We start from the raw sequence: 26,350 nt of genomic DNA, 5'->3' as shown, positions 1-26,350 counted from the left end.
GTTCAGGCTCGATACGATCGGGGCGCGCGGCGCCCCGATTTCGTTTGAGCCGACCAGACTTCCTTCGGGGAACTCATCGGCGGACGCGGACTCTGAATGCGTCCTGCCCGCCGGTTTCCCTGTTCCGCTTCCCGGACCCCAGTACTCCATGTTCAACAGCCTGCTTACCCGTGTCTTTGGCAGCCGCAACGAACGCCTGCTGCGCCAACTGCAACGATCCGTCCTCAAGATCAACGCCCTCGAAGGGGAGATGCAGAAGCTCTCCGACGAGGAGCTGCAGGCCAAGACTCCGGAATTCCAGAAGCGCATCGCCGACGGCGAATCGCTGGACAAGATCCTCCCTGAAGCCTTCGCCGTCTGCCGCGAGGCGTCCAAGCGCGTGCTCGGCATGCGCCATTACGACGTCCAGCTGATCGGCGGCATGGTCCTGCACCTGGGCAAGATCGCCGAGATGCGCACGGGCGAGGGCAAGACCCTGGTGGCGACCCTGCCGGTCTACCTCAACGCGCTGGAAGGCAAGGGCGTCCACGTCGTCACCGTGAACGACTACCTGGCCCGCCGCGACTCGGCCTGGATGGGCCGCCTGTACAACTGGCTGGGCCTGTCGGTCGGCGTCGTCTACCCGGGCATGCCGCACGGCGACAAGCACGCGGCCTATGGCGCGGACATCACCTACGGCACCAACAACGAATTCGGCTTCGACTACCTGCGCGACAACATGGCGCTGTCGAAGGAAGACCGCTTCCAGCGCGGCCTGCATTACGCGATCGTCGACGAAGTCGACTCGATCCTGATCGACGAGGCGCGCACGCCGCTGATCATTTCCGGCCCGGCCGACGAGTCGCCGGAGCTGTACATCAAGGTCAACCGCCTCGTTCCGCAGCTCACCCGCCAGGCGACGGAAGACAGCGAAGGCGACTACTGGGTCGACGAGAAGAGCAAGCAGGTGCACCTGTCCGAAGCCGGCCAGGAACTCGCCGAGAGCCTGCTGCGCCAGGCGGGCATCCTGCAGGGCGACGACGACGCGCTGTACGGCGCGCAGAACCTGAGCGTGGTCCATCACCTCAATGCCGCCATGCGCGCGCATGCGATCTACCAGCGCGACGTGGACTACATCGTCCGCGATGGCGAAGTCGTGATCGTCGACGAATTCACCGGCCGCACGCTGCCGGGCCGCCGCTGGTCGGACGGCCTGCACCAGGCGGTGGAAGCGAAGGAAGGCGTGCCGGTCCAGCGTGAGAACCAGACGCTGGCGAGCATCACCTTCCAGAACCTGTTCCGCATGTACAAGAAGCTGTCCGGCATGACCGGTACGGCCGATACGGAAGCCTACGAGTTCCAGACCATCTACGGCCTGGAAGTCATCGTGATTCCGCCCAACAGGCCGGTGCAGCGGAAGGACCATCCGGACGCGGTGTTCCTCAACCGCAACGGCAAGTACCGCGCGGTGCTGAACGAGATCAAGGACGCCAACGCGCGCAAGCAGCCGGTGCTGGTCGGCACGACCTCGATCGAAGTGTCGGAAATGCTCAGCCAGCAGCTGCGCGATGCCGGCATCCACCACGAAGTGCTCAACGCCAAGCAGCACGAGCGCGAAGCGCAGATCGTCGCGCAGGCGGGCCGTCCGGGTGCGATCACCATCGCCACCAACATGGCCGGTCGCGGTACCGACATCGTGCTGGGCGGTTCGCTGGAGAACGAAGTCTCCGAACTCGAAGCCAAGAACGGCGGCGAGATCGACGAAGTCACCAAGGCCCGCCTGAAATCCGAATGGCAGGCGCGCCACGAAGCGGTCAAGGCCGCCGGCGGCCTGCACATCGTCGGGACCGAGCGCCACGAGAGCCGCCGCATCGACAACCAGCTGCGCGGCCGCGCCGGTCGCCAGGGCGACCCGGGCTCCTCGCGCTTCTACCTGTCGCTCGAAGACAACCTGATGCGCATCTTCGCGGCCGACTGGGTGCAGCGCGTGATGGCGCGCATGGGCCTGAAGGAAGACGACATCATCGAAAGCCCGCTGGTGACCAAGCAGATCGCCAACGCGCAGCGCAAGGTCGAGGCCCACAACTTCGACATCCGCAAGAACCTGCTGGACTTCGACGACGTCAACAACGACCAGCGCAAGGTCATCTACTCCCAGCGCGATGAGCTGCTGGAAGCCGAGAGCGTGCAGGACAACGTGGAAGGCATCCGCGGCGACGTCGTCGCCGACACGGTCGCGCGCTTCGTGCCGCTGAACTCCATCGACGAGCAGTGGGACCTGCCGGGCCTGCAGTCCACGCTGGAGGAGGAATTCGGCGTGCAGATGGACCTGGTCGGGATCGCGAAGCAGCGCGACGAGCTCGACGCGGAGACCATCGAGCGCCTGGTGCAGGAAGAGGTCGAGAAGCACTTCGGCCAGCGCGAGACGCAGCTCGGTGGCGAGACCATGCGCCTGCTCGAGAAGCACATCATGCTCAACGTGCTCGACCAGAACTGGAAGGAGCACCTGGCGCGCATGGATTACCTGCGTCAGGGCATCCACCTGCGCGGTTACGCGCAGAAGCAGCCGAAGCAGGAATACAAGAAGGAAGCCTTCGAGCTGTTCTCCGAAATGCTGGAGAAGGTGAAGCGCGAGGTCGTCGCCCTGCTGGCGCGCGTGCGCATCCGCAGCGAGGAAGAGATCGCCGCAATGGAAGCGCAGGAGCGCGCGGCTGCGGAAGCGCAGGCGCGGCAGATGCAGTTCCAGCACGCCGATGTGGGCGGTTACGGCGCCGATGAAGAAGCCGCGCAGGCGCGTGCCGCGGGCGGTGGCGACGTGTTCGCCAACGTCGGCCGCAACGATCCCTGCCCCTGCGGCAGCGGCAAGAAGTACAAGCACTGCCATGGGCAGATCGCCTGACGGCAGCCGCTCCAGACGCCCTCTCCCGTACGCGGGGGAGGGTAGGTCGCAGGGTCTGAACGCCCTGGTTTCCCGATGAGCATCCAGGCGCCCCACCCGCATCCGCTGTCGGCGCCATCGCCGGTCGGTTCGCTGCGCCAGGTGGAAGTCGTCGCCGGCGTCATCCGCGATGCGCGCGGTCGTGTGTTGCTCGCCCGTCGCACCGAAGGCCGTGACCTGGCCGGCTTGTGGGAGTTTCCCGGCGGCAAGCACGAGCCCGGGGAATCCGCCGAGGACGCACTGGCGCGTGAGCTGCACGAGGAGCTCGGCATCGAGGTCGAGATCGGCACCGCGCTGATCAACGTGCCGCAGCGCTATCCCGACAAACGCCTGCGCCTGGATGTGCGCAACATCGCCGCATGGCGAGGTCATGCACGAGGCCGCGAGGGCCAGGCGCTGGTCTGGGTGCCGCCGCAGAAACTTCCCAGCTATTCGATGCCGCCCGCCGACCGTCCCGTGGTCGCCGCGCTGCTGCAGCCGGCGCACTATCTGGTCACGCCGCCGCCGGGCGAGGGCGACGAGATCTGGCTGGCGCAACTGGAGCAGGCGCTGGCGAACGGCGTCCGTCGCGTCCAACTGCGTGCTCCCGGACTCGACGCGACGCGCTGGCGTTCACTGGTCTCGCGCGCCGCTGCGCTTTGCCGTCAGGCCGGCGCAGAAGCGCTGGTGAGCCGTGATGCCGACCTGGCCGCGGAATTCGGCATCGGCCTGCATCTGCCCGCCGAACGCCTGCACGCGCTGTCCGCCCGGCCCCTTCCGGCCGGGTTGCTGCTGGCCGCGTCCTGCCACGGCATCGAGGATCTGCAGGCCGCACAGGCATTGGGTTGCGATTTCGCGGTCCTGGGCACGCTCAAACCCACGCCCAGCCATCCGGGCGTCGCGGGCATGGGATGGAAAGGCTTTGCCACGATGCGCGAGAGCGTCTCGCTGCCGATCTACGCCATCGGCGGCTTGAACCCGGCCGACATCGAAGAGGCGCGAGCCAACGGAGCGCAGGGCATCGCCGCCATACGCGGGCTCTGGCCGACGGTCTGAGGCCGCGTCCCGCCCCGCGTGACGCTTCAGGCGTGCGCGTTCGCCATCGCGCGGTAGCGCCGGTCGAGTGCGGCGACGTGGGCGGCGAGGGCGTCGATCGGTCCGTCGTTGACGATGACGTCGTCGGCGATCGCCAGGCGTTGGTCGCGCGTGGCCTGCGCGGCGATCATCCGTTGGGCCAGTTCCGCATCGACGTGATCGCGCGCCATGACCCGCGCGCGCTGCACATCGACGGGCACATCGACCACCAGGATGCGCGACAGCCACGGGTAGGCCTCGCGACCGCCGCCTTCGGCCAGCAACGGGATCGCGGCGATCGCGTACGTCCCCGTCGCCTCGGCGCACGCCTGGAGCAGGGCGGTGCGCACGCGGGGATGGATGATGGATTCCAGGCGCCGGCGTGCGGCCTCGTCGCCGAACACATGGCGACGCATGGCGGCACGGTCCAGGCTGCCGTCGGCGGCGAGCACGTCGGCGCCGAACGCGGCGACCACTTCCGCAAGCCCGTCGGAGCCGGGCGCGACCGCAATGCGCGAGGCGAGGTCGGCGTCGGCCACGGCAATGCCGAGCGCCTCGAAGCGCCGGGTGACTTCACTCTTCCCGGAGGCGATGCCTCCGGTGATGCCGACGATGAACTCGCTCATGGACCAGGACGCAGCCGCGGAACCGCTAGGGTAAACCGGCGCGCGACGGCCCGGTCTACTTCAGGCCGGCGTACTGCATGTACGTGCCGACGAGTTCCTTGCCCCAGAAGAAGGTGATCCAGCCGGCGATGGCCAGGTACGGGCCGAAGGGGATCGGCGTCGCGCGGTCACGGCCCTTCATCGCAAGCCAGATCGAACCGACCACGGCGCCCACCACGGAGGAGAGCAGGATGGTCGGCAGGATGCCCTTGAGCCCGGTCCATGCGCCGATCGCGGCCAGCAGCTTGAAGTCGCCGTGCCCCATGCCTTCCTTGCCGGTGAGCTGCTTGAACAGCCACCACACGATCCAGAGGCTGAGGTAGCCCGCCACCGCGCCGAGCAACGCCGGCTTGGCCGGGAAGTACAGGTTGTCCGACGCGGCGATGAGTCCCAGCCACATCAATGGCAGCGTCAGCTGGTCCGGCAGCAACTGCGTGCGCAGGTCGATGCCCGACAGCACGATCAGGAAACAGGTGAAGACGATCGCGCCGAATCCCTGCCAGCCGAAGCCGAACTTCCACACGCTGGCCAGCACCAGCAGCATCGTCAGCATTTCCACCAACGGGTACTGCGGCGAGATCGGCGCCTTGCAGTTGCGGCACTTTCCGCGCAGCGCGAGGTAGCTGAACACCGGGATGTTCTCGTACCACGACAGCTGGTGCTTGCAGTGCGGGCAGTGTGACCGCTCCACCACGATGCCCGGTGGCGGCGGATCGTAGGTGTCGGGCTCGCCGAGCACCTCCCGGCTGTCGCGCCGCCACTGCCACTCCAGCCGCTTGGGCAGGCGCAGGATGACCACGTTGAGGAAGCTGCCGACCAGCAGGCCGAGTCCGGCCGCCAGCGGATAGCCGATGGCGGGGTTTTGATCGAGGAATGCCATGCGTGGGATTGTGCCCGAAGTCCTGTCCGACGGAATCCTGGGGCGTCAGCCCACGACCGCGCCGAGCTTGAAGATAGGCAGGTACATGGCCACCACCATGCCGCCGACGACCACGCCGAGGAACACCATGATCATCGGCTCCAGCAGGCTCGACAGCGCGTCCACCGCGTTGTTGACTTCCTGCTCGTAGAACTCGGCGACCTTGAACAGCATGGTGTCCAGCGCACCGGCTTCTTCACCGATGGCGGTCATCTGCACGACCATGTGCGGGAACACGTTGACCTGCTTCATCGCCATGTTGACCGGGTAGCCGACCGAAACGTCGTCGCGGATGTTGCGCACCGCGTCTTCGTAAACCACGTTGCCGGTCGCGCCGGCGACGATGTCCAGTGCCTCCACCAGTGGCACGCCCGCCTTGAAGGTCACCGCCAGCGTGCGCGAGAAGCGGGCGACGGCGGAGTTGTGCAGGATCTGGCCCACTACTGGCAGCTTCAGAATCATCCGGTCGAGGAAGCGTGAGAACGCCACGGATCGGTTCTTCGCCATGACGAAGGCGACGATGGTGCCCACAACGATCATCAGCACCAGCCACCAATAAGCGACCATGAAGTCGCTCATCGAGATCACCATCTTGGTGAACGCTGGCAGGTCCGCGCCGAAGCTCTTGAACACGCTCTCGAACTGGGGCACCACGAAGACGAGCAGGATCGACGACACGATCAGCGCCACCGCGACCACCGCGGCGGGGTAGAACATCGCCTTCTTGATCTTGCCCTTCAGGGCTTCGATGTTTTCCTTGTACGTGGCGACCGTGTCGAGCACGGTCTCCAGCACGCCCGCGCCTTCACCGGCCTTGACCAGGTTGCGGTAGAGCTCGTCGAACTGGACCGGGTGCTTGCTCAGCGATTCGTACAGGGAGGAGCCGCTCTCCAGATCCGACCGGATCGAGTTGAGCATCGTCGTCATACGCGGATTCTTGTTGCCGTTCGCGATGATCTCGATGGCGCCGACGATCGGCACACCCGACTTCATCATCGTTGCCAGCTGGCGGCTGAAGATCGCGATGTCGAGCGGGGTGATGCGACGGCCGGCACCGCCCAGCAGTGGCTTGCCCTTGGGCTTGACCGTGCGCGGCGTGATGCCCTGGCGGCGGAGTTCGGCGCGCAGCGCGTTGGCGTTCTTCGCCGGCTGCTCGCCCTTCATCACCTTGCCGCGCTTGTCGGTGCCCTGCCAGACGAAGACACCCATCGCATTGGGGCGGCGTGTGGCGGGAGCGGTTTTGGTGGCGGTACGGGTCGCGGACATGGGTTAGTCCTTGGTTACGCGGTTGATTTCGGCAAGGCTGGTGACGCCGTTCTTCACTTTGAGCAGGGCCGACATGCGCAGGTCACGCACGCCGGACTGCTTGGCGGCTTCGGCGATGTCCAGCGCGTTGCCGCCCTGCAGGATGATGGCCTGGATCTTTTCGGTCATCGGCATGACCTGGTAGATGCCGGTGCGGCCCTTGTAGCCTTCGGTGCAGTCGGAGCAGCCGACCGCCTCGTAGATCTTGATGCCCGCTTCGACTTCCTTGTGGGTGAAGCCTTCGGCCAGCAGGGCGTGCTCCGGCAGATGCACTTCCTGCTTGCAGTCGTGCAGTCGGCGCGCAAGGCGCTGGGCGATGATCAGCGTCACCGACGAGGTGATGTTGTAGGGCGCGATGCCCATGTTCATCAGGCGCGAGACGGTCTGCGGGGCATCGTTGGTGTGCAGCGTGGAGAGCACGAGGTGGCCGGTCTGCGCGGCCTTCACCGCGATCTCCGCCGTCTCCAGGTCGCGGATTTCGCCGACCATCACCACGTCCGGGTCCTGTCGCAGGAAGCTGCGCAGCGCGGCGGCGAAGGTCATGCCGCGCTTGACGTTCATCTGCACCTGATTGATGCCCGGCACGCGGATTTCGACCGGGTCTTCGACGGTGGAGATGTTGCGCTGTTCCTCGTTGAGAATGTTCAGGCCCGTGTACAGCGACACCGTCTTGCCGGAGCCGGTGGGGCCGGTGACGAGCACCATGCCGTAAGGCTTGGCCAGCGCCTGTTCGTACAGCGCGCGCTGATCGTCCTCGTAACCCAGCTTGTCGATGCCGAGCTTGGCCGCGCTGCCGTCGAGGATACGCAGCACCACTTTCTCGCCGAACAGCGTGGGCAGCGTGCTGACGCGGAAGTCGACCTGCTTGGTCTTGGAGATGTTGAGCTTGATGCGGCCGTCCTGCGGCACGCGCTTTTCGGCGATGTCGAGCTGCGACATCACCTTCAGTCGTGCGGCGATGCGACCGGACAGATTGGTCGGCACCTTGGTGACCTGCTTGAGCAGGCCGTCGATGCGCAGGCGAACGCGGTATTCGGTTTCGTAGGGCTCGAAGTGGATGTCCGACGCGCCGCGACGGATCGCGTCCACCAGCACCTTGTTGACGAACTTCACGACCGGCGTGTCGTCGGTCTTGACGTCGACGGTGTTGTCGGTAGCGATGTCATCGCCACCGGAGATGTCGAGGTTTTCCAGTCCTTCGTCGTTGCCGACGGTGTCGGCGAGGTTGTCGCTGACCTCCAGCCACTTCTCGATGCAGCGCTGGATCTGGTCTTCAGCGATCAGGATTGGCTCGATCGCGAGGTTGCTCTGGAACTTGATTTCGTCCAGCGCCAGCGTGTTGGTCGGATCCGAGATGCCAACGAACAGGCGGTTGCCGCGCTTGTACAGCGGCAGGATCTGATGCTTGCGTACCAGTGATTCGCTGACGAGCTTGATCGCCGACTGCGCCGGGTCCAGCACGGTGGCATCGAACAGCGGCACGCCGAACTCGATCGAGTTGGCGGCCGCAAGTTGGCCCGGCGTGACCAGGCGTTTTTCGGCCAGATAGGCGGTGATCGGCTGCTTGGCGGCGGTAGCGGCGCTGAGCGCCTGCCGTGCCGCGTTGTCGTCCAACGCCCCGTCCATGACCAGGCGCCGGGCAATGCCGGTGATCCCCACCAGGTTGGCGGTAGCAGCTACGTTCATGGTGGCCCCCAGGTACTTCCCCACTGGGGAATGTACATCAATCCTTTGCTGAGGGCCGGCACTGTTTCACGTAATACGCGTCGAAACGACTTCGGGACGAACCGGGGGCTAACGCCCCCCGGCTGCCGTGGCCTGTTTACCGGGAACGCCACGTTCTCCCGCCGCCAGCGAGCGCACCAGACGGATCGGGATCTGATCGCTGACCTTGCGCGCGATCTTGCCGCCGTACTTTGCGTCCAGGGCCTGGCTGAGCTGCGGGTTCTGGAGGCGGTAGGCCGCGAACTGCATCGCACCCCAGACGTAGTAACTGGCGTTGCCGTTGCTCAAGATGAATCCGGCGTTGGGGCCGCCGAGCAGGCGATCTCCCGCTTCGATCACGGCGATATGGTCGTCGGTCGAAGTAGCCGCGAGCAGGGCGAGCGTGTCCACCACCAGCGGATGCGTCGGCTTGCAGTCGCCCAGCCAGACCGGCTGCACCCACAGATCCTGGTTCGCCTTCGCATCCATGAACGGGATCGTTTCGATCGCGAGCGACAGCATGATCTCCGCGCTCTGCGCGGGCGTCTGGTCGAGCTTGCAGGTCTGGGCGAGGCCGCGCAGTGCCTCCAGCATCATCGCGTCGTCGCGGGCAGCGAACTGCCCTCGGATCGGGTTGCCGCTGACGAGCGCCTCACGAAGCTCCCGCGCCGCGTGGAATTTGGGGTCGTTGGCGAGCTCTCGACGTGTGGTCGGAAGCGGCGACTCCAAGGCCCGGCGAGGGACGTCCGACATGCTCGCGGAAACGGGCCACGGGGCTTTGAGCACGTGACTGAGCTCCATGACCATGTCGTTCTTGAATCGCGACATGGGCGCATTCAACTGCAGCACGGGGTAGTAGTCGGAGTTCGCCTGTGTCGGGAACATCGAAGCGAAGGCCGCCAGGCCCTGACGGTCCAGCACGTACGCATCCTGCAGGTCGCGCAGGGAACCGAAGCCCACGCGGGTGACTTCCGCGCGCAGTTGCGGATCAGTTGCGAACAGATCCTTCAGCGGCGGCACCTTGCCCTTCGGCGAGGCGACGATGATCAGGTCGCCCTGGTTGGCCATGTAGGCCTGCACGTCGTTGAACTCCGGAAGCATGGCCGTCAGCACCGAACTGACCAGCGTGGGATTGATCTCGTAGAGCTGGAGCCACTGGACGAAGAGGCCGTCGTCCTTCAGGTGGCGAGGAACGAACTGGTAGAACTCGGTGGAAAACAGCGTCGCCGTGCCGCCCATCCAGGGATTGGACGGCTCGGAGATGATCACGTCGTACTTCTTGCGCGCCGAGGAGAAGTACGACTTCGCATCGTCGAACAACAGGCGCGAACGCGGATCCTTGTAGGCGCGCTCGACGCGCTCGCCGAACAGGCGCGCGCCCTCGACCATCATCGGTTCGATGTCGACCGTATCGACCTGGCCGACGCGCTTGCTGCCCAGCAGCGTGTGGGTGGTCAGGCCGGAACCGAAGCCGATCACGCCGACCTGGTCGACCTTGTCCTTCAGCGCCAGTGGCAAGGCGGCGGCGAGGACCATGGTGCTTTCGTCGGGGCGCGGCTCGTTCTTCAGGGATGCCGTGAGGCCCGCGTCCACCTTGCCGTTGGTGGAGATGGACATGGTCGTGCTGCCCTTGGCGTCCTGCGTCGCGTAAACCGCGACGCTCGCCGTCTTGCCGTCGCGGTAGAACAGCATGTTCGTCCGCTCGCTGAGCGACGTGTTGCCCGTGCGATACACCGAAGAAGCCAGCATGAGCGGGTTGAAGTGCACGAGTGCCATGCTGGCGGCCAGCGTGACCGCGGTGACTGCCCCTGCCATCGCCGGTTGCGAAAGGGCGCCGTTCTGGGCGGCGCGGCGCAGCAGGACGATGCCGAGAATCAGGTCGCCGGCTGCCGCAATCCACAGCGCGGATTTCAGGCCGACGAAGGGAAGCAGGATGTGCACGGCCAGCAGGACGCCGAGGATGGCGCCCAGGGTATTGGCCGCATAGACGCGACCGATCGCGCGCTCGCCGGCACCGCTGCGCAGCAGGATGATGGTCAGCAGTGGCAGCGTCATGCCGGCGAAGAAAGCGGCCGGGAACATGACGAGCAGCGAGATGATGCCGCTGGACACGTTGTAGAGAGAGTAGCCTTCGCTCGAGCGCGTGAGCACGCGCATGAGCCAGCCGACCCATTCGAAGGCATTGGCGTAGACGAACATCGAGGCCAGCGCCGCGACGCCCATCCAGATTTGCACCCAGCCCACCATCTTGAGCGGCGAGCGGATGCGGTCGGTGTTGCGCGCAAGCCACAGGCCGCCGAACGCGATACCGGCGATGAAGGCCGCCAGCATCAGCTCGAACGCATGGACGGTGGTGCCCAACGCGAGCGACAGCATGCGGACCCAGGTGATCTCATAGACGAACGAGGTCAGGCCGGTCACCGCCGCAGCGATGAGGATGAGCGACGGAGCGACGCCGCCGGCATCCGTCGGAGCGGGGGCCGCCGTCGGTGCGGTCGCCTCCTTCTTGCTGAGTGGATACACCGCCATTGCGACCAGCACATTGAGCAGGCCGGCGGTGAAGATCGTGCCCGGCAATCCAATGCGGGGCAGCAGGAGATACGTCGCAGCCAGCGCGCCGGCGGCGGCGCCGATGCTGTTGGTGAAGTAAAGCCCGGCGATGACCTTGCCGTCCGAATCCGGACGCAGGCGCAGGAAGCCGGCGCTCATCAATGGGAAGGTCGCGCCGAGCAGGATGCACTGCGGCAGGACCAGCAACACCGAGATCGCCCAGCGGATCGCGCCGACGGACGCCTGGCTGCCGACGCCGGGGAACAGCACGTCGTAAGCCAATGATGTCGAGGCGCCATAGATCTGGTTGAACGTCAGGCCAAGCAGGCCGATCACCAGTTCGATCACGGCATACCAGAGCAGCGGACGCTGCAGGCGATCGCTCAGGCGACTGATCAGCCATGCGCCCAGTGCCATGCCGCCCATGAAGAGCAGGAGCACCAGCGATTGCGCGTACGCCGAATGCCCAAGGAAAAGGCCCAGGTATTGCGTCCAGATGGACTGGTAGATCAGCCCCGCAAAACCCGAGGCGATGAAGATCCAGAGCAGCGCGGCCCCGTGTCGTTGCGTGTTGACCATCATTCCCCGACTTCCCCAGCCACCCTTCGTGGCTCCCGATCCGAAACTAGAAAAAAAAAGGGGGGCCATGAGCCCCCCTTCTTCTACGAACGCGAAGCGTCGATTAACCGCGGCACGAGCCCGGCACGAACTTCTTGTCGGCGTCGGTGCTGCAGGTCCAGCCGGTGATGTTGTCGCCGTTCAGAACCGGCTCCAGCGTCAGGTTCTTGCCGTCGACGCCGGTGCCCACGCCGCGCATCTTGATCGTGATTTCGCCATTGACGACGTCAACCGTGTCAACGTACTGGCTCTGGACGTTGCTGCAACCGGCAGCGGCGAGGTCGGCCGGCAGCTTGGTCGTGGCGGCGACGTACTCAGCAACCGAGGTCTTGCAGGCGCCGGCGGTAGCGACGGCTTCCGAGACCTTCGAACGCTTCATGTAGTCCTGGTAGGCCGGCAGTGCGATGGCGGCCAGGATGGCGACGATCGCAACCACGATCATCAGTTCGATGAGGGTAAAGCCCTGCTGCTTCTTCATACGATTTCCCCTAGGAGTGTTTTGACTTCACGTGCCAGTGGGCCGGCTTTTCCGGTCCTCGGGCAGCCGTGCTCACTGCACGTGCCGCTAAGGTACACGCATAACCCGTGCCAAGGCCGTTTTCCGCTCATGGGGTTGCTGAACTGGAAATGAGGTCACGATAAATGTCAGAAGCCGTCGGAGCCGGTGTGACGCAGATTGTCAGCCCCTTCCTGGCGTGACCATTTACGTCAGTTTGTCCGGAAATTCCTGACGTCTTTGTACGGGCCCGTATGGCGATCGGGTGGTGGATACCCCGGTTTGGCGGTGGCCCGCTTCGCTGATGTGAGGCGCACGCGCCGACGCATCGCACTCATGCGATGCGCATTGCCAATGGACGGATCGGCGCGCGTCCGCGCGCCAGGGGCGTCAATCGATGCCCAGCTTCTTGAGCTTGTAGCGCAGCGCGCGGAAGGTGATGCCCAGCGCGGCCGCGGTGCGCGTCTTGTTGTAGCGGTTCTCCTGCAGCGCCTGCTGGATCGCGGCGCGTTCGATCTCCTCGATGTACGAGGGCAGGGGACTGCTGGCGGTGTCGCGCGGATTGAGCGTGCGCGGGTCGATCGCCTGCGCGGGCTGGCCGGGCACCATCAGCGACGGCTGCGAGGCCGCGGCGCTCGATGCGGGTGCGGGCGCCGCAGAGGCAGCGGCCATGGGCGCGGACGCGGAGGCGCCGGCGGGCTTGGGCAGGCGCAAGTCCTCGGCGGTCAGGCTGTCGCCTTCGGCCAGCGCGAGCGCGCGCTCCAGGATGTTCTCCAGCTCGCGGACATTGCCCGGGAAGGCATACGCTCGCAGCGCTTCCAGTGCATCGGGGCTGAGCGTCGGCGGGAAGATGCGTCCCTGCGCGGTCGCAAGGCGCAGCAGCACCTTCTCGGCCAGGCCCGCGAGGTCGTCCTGGCGTTCGCGCAGCGGCGGCACGCGCAGTTCGATCACGTTGATTCGGTAGTAAAGGTCCTGGCGGAAGCGGCCATCGGCGACCAGCGCGCCCAGGTCCTTGTGCGTGGCCGACAGGATGCGCACGTCCACCGGCACTTCGGCGTTGGCGCCGACGGGGCGGATCGATTTTTCCTGGATCGCGCGCAGCAGCTTGACCTGCATGGCCAGCGGCAGTTCGGCGATCTCGTCCAGGAACAGCGTGCCGCCATCGGCGCTCTGGAACAGGCCGGGCTTGTCCGCGTGGGCGCCGGTGAAGCTGCCCTTCTTGTGGCCGAAGAACTCGCTCTCCATCAGCTCGGCCGGGATCGCGCCGCAGTTGACCGGCACGAACGGGCCCGTGGAGCGCGCGCCTTCTGCATGAATCGTGCGGGCGACGAGCTCCTTGCCCACGCCCGACTCGCCGACGATGTACACCGGGGCCTGGCTGCGCGCGACCTTGCCGATCGTCCCGCGCAGGGTCGCCATCGCCGGCGACTGGCCGTACAGGCGCGCAGCCACGGCATCGGCCGGCGGCGCGGTCTTGCGGCGTTCGTTGAGGTCCAGGGCGTGGCGGACGAGGTCGCGCAACACGGCCAGATCGACGGGCTTGGCGACGAAATCGAACGCGCCGGCCTTCAGCGCTTCCACCGCGGCTTCGACGTTGCCGAAGGCGGTGATCATCGCGACCGGGGTTTCCGGATGCTTCTGGCTGATCTCGGCGACCAGGTCCATGCCCGAGCCGTCCGGCAGGCGCATGTCGGTCAGGCACAGGTCATAGCGATTGCGCGCGAGCTGGCCGCGGGCTTCGCCAATCGTGGAGGCGGTGTCGCATCGCAGGCCCATGCGGCCCAAGGTCATGACGAGCAGTTCGCGGATATCGCGTTCGTCGTCGACCACCAATGCACTACGTGTTTCGGCCATCCTGCCCTCCGTCCTTCACGATAACTTAAGGCCGCGTGAAGAGCCAAGCGTGCACGCACACAATCGCGCATTCAGCTTGCAACTTCATGCCGTAAGCAGGGTGTGGCTGCCGATCAGGCGCACCCGGAAGCACCCGCCGCCGCCGGGCATCGCGACGTAATCGAGCGTGGTCTGGTTGGCGCGACACAGTTCGCGCGCGATGTACAGGCCGAGCCCGGTGCCGTGGCTGGAGGTGGTGAAGAACGGCCGGAACAGGCGCGAGGCCACGGATTCGGGGATGCCGGGTCCGCGATCGAGCACGTCGATGCAGGGCAGGCCCGTGTCGTCGGGGTAGATGTTCACCGTCACCCGCGCCGGTTCGCCCGGCATGCGCCCGTAAGTCAGCGCGTTGTGCACCAGCACGGTGAGCACCTGGTGCAGGTGGCGCGGATCGATCAGCACCGGCAGCCGCGCCACCTGCGAAGTGGTGCGCAGCGTGTCCAGGTCGAGCGGGTGGCTGGCCAGGTATTCCTCGACGAACTGGCGGCCGAAGCCGACCAGCTCCACGTGCTCCGGCTTGGCCGGTTCGCGCCGCGCCATGCCTAGCACGTTCTCGACGATGCCGTTCATGCGGATGCCCTGCTGGCGGATGATTTCCAGCAGGCGGCGCTCGGCGGTGGGGATGTCGTCGGACTCTTCCAGCAGCTGCACGGCGTAGTTGATCGCGGCCAGCGGGTTGCGGATTTCGTGGGCCAGGCTGGCGGAGAAGCGGCCCAGCGTCGCCAGCGTCATCGACTCGGCGTGGCGCGACAGCAGCGAGGTGTCGTCCAGGAACACCAGGACCTGCTCGCTGCCCGCCAGCAGGCGGGTGAAGCGCGGTACCACTTCCGGCAGGTCCGGCGCGAGCTGCAGCGGACTGTCGTTGTGGCTGCCGTCCTGGCGCCAGCGTTCCAGTCGCCGCGAGAGCTCGGGCGCGGCCACGGCCAGGCTGCGCTGGCCGTGCAGGTCGGTGCTCTCGCCGGCGTCGCCGAGCAGCAGCATGGCGGCTTCGTTGGCCAGGCGGATGCGGTCGCCGCGGTCGACCAACAGCACGCCCGTGCGCAGGCGGCGGATGATGAGTTCGTTGATCTCGCCCAGGTGCGCGGCCTCGGCGCCGCGGCGCTCGGCGAGGTCATAGCTTTCGCGCATCTGCCGGCCGAGGATGCTGGTCAGTGTCGCGATCGCCATGTAGCCGACCGCGAACATCATCGGTTCGGCCAACGTGCGGTCGGTGCTCTCGATGGCGAGCTTGCTCCAGACGAACTCGCCGAACAGGCCCAGCACCGCCACCACGGCCGCGCCCAGGCCGTACCGGGCCGGCAGCAACAGCGCCGCCGCGCCGACGTTGAACAGCAGCATCAGTGCGATGCCGGTCCCCGCCGCGGGCATCGCGTGCATGGCCAGCAGGCCGAAGAACAGGTCCGCGCCGATGCCGGTCAGGGTCTGTGCGCGCAGGTCGCCGCGCCGGCCGAAGGCGAAGAGCAGGGCGGCGATGAAGAGGTAGGACAGGGCGATCGAGCGCGCGACCAGCGCATTGCGCAGGGGCTCGACCAGCCCGGTGGCCGGTCCGAACAGGAAGAACACCAGCAGTGCCGCCTCGAACAGGCGGTAGAGCGTGAAGAAGTACAGCTCGCGGCGCAGCGCGCTGTCGGCGTCGGCGGCAACGGGGGGCCGGGCAGAGGCAATCGACAAGCGGCGGTCCTTCCGTGCTGAAGCGATGTGCCGAGTATGGCCGGCGGTCGGGTCGGGCCGCCAGCGCGCGGGTCGGCCGAGGGGCGGTTTTGCCCGGGCCGCATGGATGGGCGACAATACGGCCCCCTCGCGCTCGGCCGAACGGGTGTCCCGATACCTCATGGGACCCGCAGCGGCGCTGGCCGCGGGGATTCTTTTCACTCCCCTCGGTGGACGCATGAATTTTCACGAATACCAGGCAAAGCAGCTGTTTGCCGACTACGGCATCGCGGTGCCGACCGGGCGCGTCGCGCGCACTCCGGACGAGGCCGTCGCGGCCGCCAAGACCATCCCGGGCGACCTGTGGGTCGTCAAGGCGCAGATCCATGCGGGTGGTCGCGGCAAGGCGGGCGGCGTCAAGCTGGCCAAGTCGTACGACGAGGTGAAGCAGTACGCGGCCGCGATGCTCGGCACGAAGATGGCGACCTACCAGACGGCCGGCGTCGAGCTGCCGATCGACTCGGTGCTGATCTCCGAAGGCACCGACATCGCCAAGGAGCTGTACCTGTCGATCCTCGTCGACCGCTCCACCAAGTCCGTCACCTTCATCGCCTCGGCCGAAGGCGGCATGGACATCGAGCAGGTGGCCGCCGAGAAGCCCGAAGCCATCCACTCGCTGCACGTGAACTACGTGCAGGGCCTGCAGCCGTTCGAGTGCCGCGACCTCGGCTTCGCGATGGGTCTCAACGCCAAGCAGGTCAACCAGCTGACCAAGATCATGCTGGGCCTGTACAAGCTGTTCAACGAGAAGGACCTGGCGCTGGTCGAACTGAACCCGCTGGCCATCCTCACCAACGGCGACCTCGCCGTGCTCGACGGCAAGGTCGATTCCGACGACAACGCTTCGTTCCGTCACCCGGAACTGGTCGCCATGCGCGACATCCGCCAGGAAGACGAGACCGAAGTGCTGGCCAGCCAGCACGACCTCAACTACGTCACGATGGACGGCAACATCGGCTGCATGGTCAACGGCGCGGGCCTCGCGATGGCGACCATGGACGTGATCAAGCTCAACGGCGGCGAGCCGGCGAACTTCCTCGACGTCGGCGGCGGCGCAACGAAGGAGCGCGTGACCGAGGCCTTCAAGCTGATCCTGTCATCCGACAAGGTGAAGGCGATCTTCGTCAACATCTTCGGCGGCATCGTCCGCTGCGACATGATCGCCGAGGGCATCATCGCCGCGGTGAAGGAAGTCGACGTCAAGGTGCCGGTGATCGTGCGCCTGGAAGGCACCAACGTCGAAGCCGGCAAGGAACTGCTGAAGAACTCGGGTCTGGCCATTACCCCGGCCGACGACATCAACGATGGCGCGAAGAAGGCCGTTGCGGCCGTCGCTGGCAAGTAAGGGGCTGATGACATGTCCGTTTTGATCAACAAGAACACGAAGGTGATCGTCCAGGGCTTCACCGGCTCGCAGGGCACCTTCCACGCCCAGCAGATGCTCGAGTACGGCACCCAGGTCGTCGGTGGCGTCACCCCGGGCAAGGGCGGCACCAAGCACCTCGACCTGCCGGTCTTCAACACCGTCGCCGAAGCCGTGAAGACCACCGGCGCCGACGCGTCCGTCATCTACGTCCCGCCGCCGTTCGCGGCCGACGCGATCATGGAAGCGGCCGCTGCGGGCATCAAGGTCATCGTGTGCATCACCGAGGGCATCCCGGTGCTGGACATGCTGCGCGCCAAGAACGTGCTCAAGGGCTACCCGGACACCGTGCTGGTCGGTCCGAACTGCCCGGGCGTGATCACGCCGGGCGAGTGCAAGATCGGCATCATGCCGGGCCACATCCACATGCCGGGCAAGATCGGCATCGTGTCGCGTTCGGGCACGCTGACGTATGAAGCCGTCAAGCAGACCACCGACGTGGGCCTGGGCCAGTCGACCTGCATCGGCATCGGCGGCGATCCGATCAACGGCACCAACTTCATCGACGCGCTGAAGCTGTTCCAGAACGATCCGCAGACCGAGGGCATCATCATGGTCGGCGAGATCGGCGGCAGCGCCGAGGAAGAAGCGGCCGAGTTCATCGCCAAGCACGTGACCAAGCCGGTGGTCGGCTTCATCGCCGGCGCTTCGGCTCCGAAGGGCAAGCGCATGGGCCACGCGGGCGCGATCGCCTCCGGCGGCTCGGGCACCGCGGAAGGCAAGTTCGCCGCGATGGAAAAGGCCGGCGTCACCACGGTGAAGTCGCCGGGCGACCTGGGCGCGGCGATTGCCAAGCGTCTGGCGAAGTAAGCGCAGCGAGTGGTTGTACGAAAAGGGCCGCCTTCGGGCGGCCTTTTTCGTTGGCGCATCGTGCTCACGGACCCGCGCTGCGGGATCTGGAACAATAGGCGCAGCCCGGTGAGCCCTTCGAGGCTCGTTCCCGCGGATCACAACGCACGCACAGGTTGGTCATGCCGAACCCCCTCCGCATCGCCCTCGCACAGTTCGACTTCCCCGTAGGCGCGGTCCAGCAGAACGCCGAGCGCATCGCCACGATGATCGAACTGGCGCGCGACGAGTACGGCGCCGACGTCGTGCTTTTCCCCGAACTCGCGCTCAGCGGCTACCCGCCGGAGGACCTGCTGCTGCGGCCCGGCTTCCTCGCCGACTGCCAGGCGGCGATCGAACGCGTCGCCGCCGGCGTGCGCGATATCGTCGCCGTGGTGGGGTGGCCGCAAGCGGCCGGCAGCGTGGTCTACAACGCGGCCAGCGTGCTGCGCGACGGCCACATCTCGCACACCTACCGCAAGCGCGAGTTGCCCAACTACGCGGTGTTCGACGAACGCCGCTACTTCGATGTCGATCCCGATCGCGAGGACTGCGTGTTCGACGTGGACGGCGTGCAGGTCGGGCTGGTGATCTGCGAGGACCTCTGGTTCCCCGAGCCGCTGGCCAGCACCGTCGCCAAGGGCGCGGAGTTGGTTCTGGTGCCCAACGCCTCGCCGTTTGAACGCGACAAGCATGCCGAGCGCGACACCCTGATGGCGCAGCGCGTGCAGGAAACCGGCGTCGGCCTGGTGTACCTCAATGTCGTCGGCGGCCAGGATGCGCTGGTGTTCGACGGCGGTTCGGTCGTCGCCGACGGCGACGGCACCGTGCATCCGGCGGCAGCGGCCTTCACCGACCAGTGGCTGGTGGTGGACTTCGATCCGGACACGCGCCGTTTTTCGCCCGTGCAGTGGATGGAGGACGGCGACGAGAGCCGCGACGCACTGGCCTGGCGCGCCGTGGTGCGCGGGACGCGCGACTACTTCGCCAAGAACGGCTTCAAGCAGGCGTGGCTGGGTTTGTCCGGTGGTATCGACTCCTCGCTGGTGCTCGCCATCGCGGTGGATGCGCTGGGCGCGGAGAACGTCACCGCCGTGCGCATGCCTTCGCGCTACACGGCCGACCTGTCCAACGACCTGGCCGATGAGCAGTGCCGCATGCAGGGCGTGCGCCTGTTGACGGTGCCGATCGAGAAGCCGTTCCAGGGTTTCCTCGATGCGCTGTCCGAGCAGTTCGCCGGCCACCCGGTCGATACCACCGAGGAAAACCTGCAGTCCCGTGCGCGCGGCGCGCTGATGATGGCGATGAGCAACAAGTTCGGTGGCCTGCTGCTGACCACGGGCAACAAGAGCGAATACGCGGTCGGCTACGCCACCATCTACGGCGACATGTGCGGGGGTTATGCGCCGCTGAAGGACCTGTACAAGACCGAGGTCTTCCAGCTCGCGCGCTGGCGCAACACCGTCGGCGACCGCGTGATCCCGCAGGGCGTGATCGACCGGCCGCCCTCGGCGGAACTGCGCGAGAACCAGAAGGACCAGGATTCGCTGCCGCCGTACGACGTGCTCGACGCGATCCTGCTGCGCTACGTCGACCAGGAGCAGTCGCGCGAGGAAATCGTCGGCGCCGGCTTCGACGAGGCGACCGTGGACCGCGTGCTGCGCCTGGTGCGCATCAGCGAATGGAAGCGCCACCAGTCTGCGCCGGGCCCCAAGGTCTCGCGGCGCGCGTTCGGGCGCGAGCGGCGGTATCCGATCAGCAACGGCTACCGGCATTGACCTGCCGGAGCGCGCAAACAAAAACGCCGCCCGAGGGCGGCGTTTTTGCTGATGCGGAATCCGAAGCGGTCAGTCGTTGTCCAGCGCCGACTTCTCGCCCGCGAACGGATTGAGCTTGCGCCAGTTGCTCGGATAGTCCGGCCACTTGCCGGCGAGGAACGGATGGCTCGGATCGTTGAGCTGCAGCACGCGGCGCGCGTCGGCGGCCAGCGCCTCGTTGCCCAGGCCCTCGTAGGCGGCGGCGAGCGTGGCGACGGCGTCGTTCTGGTACGAGCTCTGCGGGTAGGTTTCCAGCAGGAACTTGGCGCGCTCGGCAGCGGCCACGTACGCGGTGCGGCGCAGGTAGTACAGGGCGGTGTCGAGCTCGTGGCGGGCGAACATGTCGCGCAGGCCGGCCATGCGGACACGCGCATCGGCGGCGTAGCGGCTGTTCGGGTAGCGGTCGGCGACGATGGAGAAGTCGTTGAACGCCTGAAGCGGGGTCGCCAGGTCGCGGCGGCTGGCGTCCAGCGTCCATACCTTCTGCAGGAACACCGTGTCGCGGCTGGAGTTGCTCAGGCCGCGCAGGTAGTACATGTAGGCGATGTTCTTGTGCGTCGGGTAGGTGCGGATGAAGCGGTCGATGCTGCTGATCGCGTCATCGTGCTTGCCGGCCTTGTACTGGGCGTAGGCGGTCTCGACCAGCGCCTGCTCGGTGTACGGGCCGTACGGATACTGGGCGACGAGGCGCTTGAAGGTGGTCTCGGCGGCCGACCAGTTGCCGTTGACCATCGACTTGTGAGCCTTTTCGTACAGCTGCTCGACGGGCACGCCCTCGTCCGCGTCCTTGTTCTTGAATTTGCTGCAGCCCACGCCGGCGAAGGCGACGATCAGCAGCAGGGCGAGCAGGCGCGAAGGGGCGGAGCGTAGGGTCATGGGATCTCGACGGGCGCCGAAGGTACGAAGACCGGATAATAGCAGTCCCCGCATGCCCGCCCTGAATCCTGCCCGTCCGATGACCACCGATTCCCATTCCCCGGCCGCCCTCCTGCAAGCGACCGTCCCGGACGCCGCGGCCGGCCGTCGTTTCGACGCGGTCCTGGCCGAGCTGTTCCCGGACTTTTCCCGCTCCCGCCTGGCCGCCTGGATCAAATCCGGCGACGCCCGCCTGGACGGGCGTGAGGTCCGGCCGCGCGATCCGGTCCGCGGCGGCGAGACCGTCACCCTCAATGCCGCGCTGGAGGTGCAGACGCATTCGCAGCCCGAGGACATCGCGCTGGACGTCCTGTACGAGGACGAGCACGTCTTCGTGATCAACAAGCCCGCCGGCCTGGTGGTCCACCCGGGCGCTGGCAATCCGGCCGGCACGCTGGTCAATGCGCTGCTGCACCGCGACCCCTCGCTCAACACGCTGCCACGCGCGGGCATCGTCCACCGGCTCGACAAGGACACCTCCGGCGTCATGGTCGTGGCCCGCACGCTGCAGGCGCATACGGCGCTGATCGAGCAACTGTCCTCGCGCCAGGTGCACCGCCAGTACCTGGCCGTCGTGGTCGGCGCGCTGGTGTCCGGTGGCACGGCCAACGCGCCGATCGACCGTCACCCGCGCGACCGCATCCGCATGGCCGTGCGCGAGGACGGCCGCGACGCCGTCACCCACTTCCGCCTGCGCGAACGCTTCCGCGCGCACACCCTGCTGGAATGCCGCCTGGAAACCGGCCGCACCCACCAGATCCGCGTGCACATGGCGCACCTCAAGCATCCGATCATCGGCGATCCGCTGTATGGCGGCCCGTTGAAGCTGCCGCGCGGCGCGACCGAGGAACTCATCGAGACGCTGCGTGGCTTCAAGCGCCAGGCGCTGCACGCGGAGACGCTGGAATTCGCTCATCCCGTGACCGGCGAGCCCGTGCGTTGCTCCGCCCCGGCACCGGACGACTTCAATCATCTCGTGCGCGTATTGCACGACGACACAGCGGCCGCTGCCGAGCGGGAACGCTGATCGATGGCCGCGCCGTGGCTCGATGCACAGTGGCCGGCACCGTCGCGCGTGCACGGATTCACCACGCTGCGGCACGGCCTGGGCGTCTCGCAGGCGCCGTTCGATGAACTCAACCTGGGGTTGCGCGCCGGCGACGATGCGCAGGCGGTGGAGCGCAACCGCGCGCTGCTCGCCGAGCAGGCGCGCCTGCCTTCCGCGCCGTGCTGGCTGCGACAGGTCCACGGTGTCGACGTGCACCGTTTCGACGAACCGGCGACGGAGGAAGTCACCGCCGACGCTTCGGTGACCTCGCAGCCCGGTGTCGTCCTGTCGATCCTCACCGCCGATTGCATGCCGGTGCTGTTCTGCGCCGAGGAAGGCGACGAGATCGGCGCCGCGCACGCAGGCTGGCGCGGCCTGGTCGGCGGCGTCCTGGAAAACACGCTCGCCGCCATGCGCACCGCGCCCGTGCGCATGCACGTCTGGCTCGGACCGGCCGCGGGCCCGCAGGCGTATGAAATCGGCGAAGAGGTGTACGACGCCTTCGTCTCGCGCGACTGGGCGGCCGGCAGCGCCTTCGTGACGACGCGTCCGCACCACTGGCGCGTGGATCTCTACGCTCTGGCGCGGCAACGGTTGCTGGCGGCCGGGATGTCGCCCGAACGCATCCACGGCGGCGGGCTGTGCACGATCAGCGAACCGCAACGCTTCTTCTCCCACCGCCGCGACCAGCGCACCGGCCGCATGGCTTCGCTGCTCTGGATCGACCCGCGCGAATGAGCGCCCTCGCGCCGACGCCGCTGTACCGTCAGCTGCTTCCGGCGCGTTTCGACGATCTGCCGCCGACCGTGCGCGCATTGCACGAGCGCGTTGGATTCCATCGTTATCACGGCAAGGTCGAAGTGGAGCGCGGGCACGGCGTCCTGTCGTGCCTGTGCGCGTGGGCGACGCGGTTGCCGGCGGAAGGTCGTGGCACGATCGACGTCGAGATCGACAGCACCCTGCATCGCGAACGCTGGGCGCGCATCATCAATGGCCGCGCGATGCGCTCGCGCCTGTGGGCGAGCGACGGACTGTTGTGCGAACGACTGGGGCTGGTGACGTTCGGTTTTCGCCTCGACGTGGAAGCGCTTGGAAGCGGCCACGCGGTCGTGTGGCGCGTGGCGAAGGTGCGCGCGCTGGGCGTGCCGTTGCCGCGGCGCTGGTTCGATGGTGTCGTTGCACGCGAATACGAACGCGACCATCGCTACCGTTTTGATGTGAACGCGGCGATGCCGTGGATCGGTCGGCTGGTGCATTACCGGGGGTGGCTGGATGTCGGTTGAACTCGATCGCGGGCACGCGGTAATCGTCTTCGACGGCGTGTGCGTGGTGTGCAACGGTTGGGTGCGGTTCCTGCTCCGGCACGACCGCCGCGCACATTACCGCTTCGCCGCGATGCAGAGCGAAAGCGGTCGCGCACTGCTGATCTCGCACGGACTGGATGCGGACGATCCCGTGTCGTTCCTGCTCATCGAAGAAGGCGTCGCGTGGACCGACACGGACGCGATCGTCCGCGTGCTCTCGGGTCTGGGTGGCGCGTGGCGGATCGCGGCACTGCTGCGCGTGTTGCCGCGAGGCCTGCGCGACCGACTCTATCGCTGGTTCGCGCGAAATCGCTACCGGATCTTCGGACGATACGAGCACTGCGCGATTCCCACGCCAGAACAGGCCGCGAGGTTCCTGCCATGACCTCCTTTCGTTTCGCGCTCGCCATCGTGCTCGCGGCATCGTTGCTGACCGGCTGCGCGAGCACCGGCTCGACCACGGCCTCGATGCAGGGCGATGCCGCAAGGCCGGCGCAGTCCGCCGGCTGGATCCGCAGCGAGCTGTACTTCGCCGTCGGCAACGAGGACGGCACCGGCACCATCCACGAATCGCAGTGGCGTGCGTTCCTCGACGGCGAAGTGACGCCGCGCTTCCCGGACGGTCTGACCGTGCTCGATGGCTACGGCCAGTGGCGCTTCCAGCAGGATGGTCGGCTGGTGCGGCAACGCTGCAAGGTGCTCGTCGTGTTGCACGAGGATGGCGCGAAGCGTCGCGAGGACATCGAGGCCATCCGCCTGGCGTGGAAACGCGTGACGGGGCATGAGTCGGTGTTGTGGGCGCGCGGCGCGGTGGACGTTTCGTTCTGAGCAGGCGGCCGGCCCGGCGATGCGCGGCTGCCTGCGCCATGTCCTCATTCCAATCCTTCCGTTGGAAGAGGGCTCAAAGCCGCTAGGATCTCCCCATCCCGGATCTCCCATCCGGGATCTTCCATCCCACGCCGCGAGCCTTTCATGCCGCCCACCACCCCACGCCGCTGGTTCGTCCCCGGCGACCTCAACGGTTTCTTCGGCCTCGTCGTCGACAACCTGTCGATCCTGGGCTTCATCTCCGCCGCGCTGATCGGCATCTTCGGCTTCCCCGCCGAGGTCGTGTTCACGCGCATGTTCCCCGGCACGGCGTTCGGCGTGCTGGTCGGCAACCTGATCTACACGTGGATGGCGCACCGGCTGGCGCGCGAGAGCGGCCGCACGGACGTCACCGCGATGCCGCTCGGCCTGGACGCGCCGACCAGCATCGGCATGGCGCTGCTCGTGCTGGGGCCTGCGTTCGTCGCGTTCAAGCAGCAGGGCATGGACGAAGCCGCTGCCGCGACGGCGACGTGGCAGCTCGGCATGGCCTCGCTGGTGGTCATGGGCGTGCTCAAGCTGGTGCTGTCGTTCTTCGGCGATGCGATCACGCGCGCGGTGCCGCGCGCCGCGCTGCTGGGTTCGATCGGCGGCGCTGCGCTCGCCTTGCTCGGCTTCCTGCCGTTGATCGAAACGCTGCGCTCGCCGGTGGTGGGCTTCGTCACCTTCGGCCTGTTGATGTACGTGCTGGTGGCCAAGGGCAAGCTGCCGATTCGCATGCCCGGCGTGCTGCTGGCTTTCATCGTCGGCACCGTGCTGTATTACGGCCTGGGCCTGGCGGGGCTGGGCACGCCGGGCTTCAAGCTGCCCGATGCCACGCCGCTGCGCTTCACCTTGCCGCTGCCCACGCTCGGGTTCCTCGAAGGCCTGCCGTACACCGTGCCGTACCTGCCGCTGCTGCTGCCGTTCGGCCTGCTGATGGTGGTGGGCGGCATCAACGTCAGCGAGAGCGCACGCGCGGCCGGCGATGACTACCGCACGCGCGACGTGCTGCTGGCCGAGGCGATCTCCACGCTGGTCGCCGGCTTCTGCGGTGGCGTCGCGCAGACCACGCCGTACATCGGCCAGCCCGCGTACAAGCACATGGGCGCGCGCATGGGTTACACGCTGCTCACCGGTTTGTTCATCGGACTGGGCGGCATCTTCGGCTACGTGTCCGGGCTGGTGCAGTGGCTGCCGATCGCGGTGCTGGCGCCGATCATCGTCTACGTCGGCATGGACATCACCGTGCAGGCCTTCCACGAGAGCCCGCGCCGGCACGCGCTCGCGGTCGCGCTGGCGTTCCTGCCGTCCATCGCCTACCTGCTGGTGATCAAGGTCGGCAATCCCGCGTGGATCGCGCCGGACCGCTTCGCCGCGCTGTACGACGGCGTCGACGGCCACGGCCTGCCGGACCTGGCCACCATCGTCACGCTGGGCAACGGCTTCATCATCACCGCGATGATCTGGTCCAGCGCACTGGTGGCGATGATCGAACACCGCTTCCCCCGCGCGGCGCTGGTGCTGCTCATCGGCGCGGCGCTGACGCTGTTCGGCTTCATCCATTCGGTCGATCCGCGCGGCAGCATCTACTGGCCGTGGATGCTGGAAGGCCTGCGCAAGGCGATCGCCTGGCAGTTCGCCGGTGCCTACGTGGCGCTGGCCGTGCTGCTGGGTTTGCTGTCGCTGCAACGGCAGGCGCCGGTCGAAAGCGTGGATGCGGCACATTGAGCCTGACGTCCCGCGCCCTCATCTGATTCCTTCGCCCCCACGAAACGAAGACACGACCATGTCCCTGCAAGACCAGCTCAACGCCAACCCGGGCGTGACCGCCACCCGCGACGCCGCCACTCAGGGTTTCGTCTTCAACCACACCATGCTGCGCGTCAAGGACGTGGTGACGTCGCTGGATTTCTACACGCGCGTGCTCGGCTTCACGCTGGTGCGCCGGCGCGATTTCGACGAAGCGAAGTTCAGCCTCTACTTCCTCGTGCTGGTGGACGACCCGGCGCAGATCCCGGCCGAGGAACCCGCGCGCGGCGAGTGGCTGCTGAGCCAGCGCGGCGTGCTGGAACTCACGCACAACCACGGCACCGAATCCGATCCCGCATTCCACTACCACGACGGCAACGGCGAGCCGCGCGGCTTCGGCCACATCTGTGTCTCGGTGCCGGACGTGGAGGCCGCGTGCGCGCGTTTCGAGCAACTCGGCGTTGCGTTCCAGAAGCGCCTTGCCGACGGCCGCATGAAGAACATCGCCTTCATCAAGGACCCGGACGGTTACTGGGTCGAGATCCTTCAGCCGACCACGCGGGTGTAAGAAGCCGCACGGTGCCGAC

Annotated in this window: 21 protein-coding genes; 12 read left to right on the top strand and 9 right to left on the bottom strand. The window is 66.9% G+C overall.

Annotated features, from left to right (window positions below):
- The first annotated feature begins 148 nt into the window (after positions 1–148).
- Both secA and JI752_RS05300 read left to right on the top strand, forming a co-directional pair.
- Complete coding sequence (gene secA, locus JI752_RS05305) at positions 149–2,878, top strand: preprotein translocase subunit SecA (protein WP_216960210.1); 2,730 nt, start codon at positions 149–151, stop codon at positions 2,876–2,878.
- Positions 2,879–2,953: 75 nt separating this feature from the next.
- Positions 2,954–3,952: a Nudix family hydrolase gene (locus tag JI752_RS05300; protein ID WP_216960207.1), complete on the top strand. Its 999-nt coding sequence runs from the start codon at positions 2,954–2,956 to the stop codon at positions 3,950–3,952.
- 26 nt (positions 3,953–3,978) lie between these two features.
- Here JI752_RS05300 and coaE read toward each other — a convergent pair whose 3' ends face one another.
- The 8 genes from coaE to JI752_RS05260 form a co-directional block, all read right to left on the bottom strand.
- A complete protein-coding gene (gene coaE / locus JI752_RS05295; RefSeq protein WP_216960204.1) occupies positions 3,979–4,596 on the bottom strand; it encodes a dephospho-CoA kinase in 618 nt (205 codons plus the stop codon).
- A 55-nt stretch (positions 4,597–4,651) separates the two neighbouring features.
- Positions 4,652–5,515, bottom strand: a complete 864-nt coding sequence (locus JI752_RS05290) for an A24 family peptidase (protein ID WP_216960201.1) — start codon at positions 5,513–5,515, stop codon at positions 4,652–4,654.
- A gap of 45 nt (positions 5,516–5,560) precedes the next feature.
- Positions 5,561–6,820, bottom strand: a complete 1,260-nt coding sequence (locus JI752_RS05285) for a type II secretion system F family protein (RefSeq protein ID WP_216960198.1) — start codon at positions 6,818–6,820, stop codon at positions 5,561–5,563.
- A 3-nt stretch (positions 6,821–6,823) separates the two neighbouring features.
- A complete protein-coding gene (pilB, locus tag JI752_RS05280; RefSeq protein ID WP_216960195.1) occupies positions 6,824–8,545 on the bottom strand; it encodes a type IV-A pilus assembly ATPase PilB in 1,722 nt (573 codons plus the stop codon).
- 108 nt (positions 8,546–8,653) lie between these two features.
- The gene (locus JI752_RS05275; protein ID WP_216960192.1) at positions 8,654–11,695 is read right to left on the bottom strand and encodes a fused MFS/spermidine synthase; all 3,042 of its coding nucleotides are present in this window, start codon (positions 11,693–11,695) and stop codon (positions 8,654–8,656) included.
- A gap of 100 nt (positions 11,696–11,795) precedes the next feature.
- Complete coding sequence (locus tag JI752_RS05270; RefSeq protein ID WP_216960189.1) at positions 11,796–12,209, bottom strand: pilin; 414 nt, start codon at positions 12,207–12,209, stop codon at positions 11,796–11,798.
- 408 nt (positions 12,210–12,617) lie between these two features.
- Positions 12,618–14,081, bottom strand: a complete 1,464-nt coding sequence (locus JI752_RS05265) for a sigma-54 dependent transcriptional regulator (RefSeq protein ID WP_216960187.1) — start codon at positions 14,079–14,081, stop codon at positions 12,618–12,620.
- 84 nt (positions 14,082–14,165) lie between these two features.
- Entirely contained in the window at positions 14,166–15,791 is a 1,626-nt protein-coding gene (locus JI752_RS05260) for an ATP-binding protein (protein ID WP_254200192.1), read from the bottom strand.
- Between the two features lie 217 nt (positions 15,792–16,008).
- On the opposite strand from JI752_RS05260, the gene sucC reads away from it, so the two are divergent.
- The 3 genes from sucC to JI752_RS05245 all read left to right on the top strand — a co-directional run bounded on the left by sucC (position 16,009) and on the right by JI752_RS05245 (position 19,859).
- Positions 16,009–17,175: an ADP-forming succinate--CoA ligase subunit beta gene (sucC, locus tag JI752_RS05255; RefSeq protein ID WP_216960182.1), complete on the top strand. Its 1,167-nt coding sequence runs from the start codon at positions 16,009–16,011 to the stop codon at positions 17,173–17,175.
- A 12-nt stretch (positions 17,176–17,187) separates the two neighbouring features.
- The gene (sucD, locus tag JI752_RS05250; protein ID WP_216960179.1) at positions 17,188–18,063 is read left to right on the top strand and encodes a succinate--CoA ligase subunit alpha; all 876 of its coding nucleotides are present in this window, start codon (positions 17,188–17,190) and stop codon (positions 18,061–18,063) included.
- Between the two features lie 161 nt (positions 18,064–18,224).
- Positions 18,225–19,859 carry an NAD+ synthase gene (locus JI752_RS05245; RefSeq protein WP_216960176.1) on the top strand — a complete coding sequence of 545 codons (1,635 nt, stop codon included), beginning with the start codon at positions 18,225–18,227 and terminating at the stop codon, positions 19,857–19,859.
- A gap of 69 nt (positions 19,860–19,928) precedes the next feature.
- Here the strand turns inward: JI752_RS05245 and JI752_RS05240 are convergent, their stop codons facing one another.
- Positions 19,929–20,774 carry an outer membrane protein assembly factor BamD gene (locus tag JI752_RS05240; protein WP_216960162.1) on the bottom strand — a complete coding sequence of 282 codons (846 nt, stop codon included), beginning with the start codon at positions 20,772–20,774 and terminating at the stop codon, positions 19,929–19,931.
- 79 nt (positions 20,775–20,853) lie between these two features.
- On the opposite strand from JI752_RS05240, the gene rluD reads away from it, so the two are divergent.
- The 7 genes from rluD (at position 20,854) to gloA (ending at position 26,331) form a co-directional block, all read left to right on the top strand.
- Entirely contained in the window at positions 20,854–21,840 is a 987-nt protein-coding gene (gene rluD / locus JI752_RS05235) for a 23S rRNA pseudouridine(1911/1915/1917) synthase RluD (RefSeq protein WP_216960159.1), read from the top strand.
- 3 nt (positions 21,841–21,843) lie between these two features.
- On the top strand, positions 21,844–22,599 hold the full coding sequence (gene pgeF / locus JI752_RS05230; protein WP_216960157.1) for a peptidoglycan editing factor PgeF: 756 nt from the start codon (positions 21,844–21,846) through the stop codon (positions 22,597–22,599).
- On the top strand, positions 22,596–23,144 hold the full coding sequence (locus JI752_RS05225) for a DUF4166 domain-containing protein (RefSeq protein WP_216960154.1): 549 nt from the start codon (positions 22,596–22,598) through the stop codon (positions 23,142–23,144). Before pgeF ends, JI752_RS05225 begins: the two co-directional genes overlap by 4 nt.
- Positions 23,134–23,550 carry a thiol-disulfide oxidoreductase DCC family protein gene (locus JI752_RS05220; protein ID WP_216960151.1) on the top strand — a complete coding sequence of 139 codons (417 nt, stop codon included), beginning with the start codon at positions 23,134–23,136 and terminating at the stop codon, positions 23,548–23,550. Before JI752_RS05225 ends, JI752_RS05220 begins: the two co-directional genes overlap by 11 nt.
- A complete protein-coding gene (locus tag JI752_RS05215) occupies positions 23,547–23,993 on the top strand; it encodes a DUF3574 domain-containing protein (protein ID WP_216960148.1) in 447 nt (148 codons plus the stop codon). Before JI752_RS05220 ends, JI752_RS05215 begins: the two co-directional genes overlap by 4 nt.
- Before the next feature lie 144 nt (positions 23,994–24,137).
- Positions 24,138–25,742, top strand: coding sequence for a hypothetical protein (locus JI752_RS05210; RefSeq protein WP_216960143.1), 1,605 nt, complete (start codon positions 24,138–24,140; stop codon positions 25,740–25,742).
- 58 nt (positions 25,743–25,800) lie between these two features.
- The gene (gene gloA, locus JI752_RS05205) at positions 25,801–26,331 is read left to right on the top strand and encodes a lactoylglutathione lyase (protein ID WP_216960139.1); all 531 of its coding nucleotides are present in this window, start codon (positions 25,801–25,803) and stop codon (positions 26,329–26,331) included.
- Positions 26,332–26,350: the final 19 nt, after the last annotated feature.

The organism is Lysobacter sp. MMG2, from assembly GCF_016735495.2.
GTDB lineage: Bacteria > Pseudomonadota > Gammaproteobacteria > Xanthomonadales > Xanthomonadaceae > Lysobacter_J.
The sequence above is the reverse complement of the archived record's forward strand: the minus strand, read 5'-3'. Positions and strand labels throughout refer to the sequence as shown.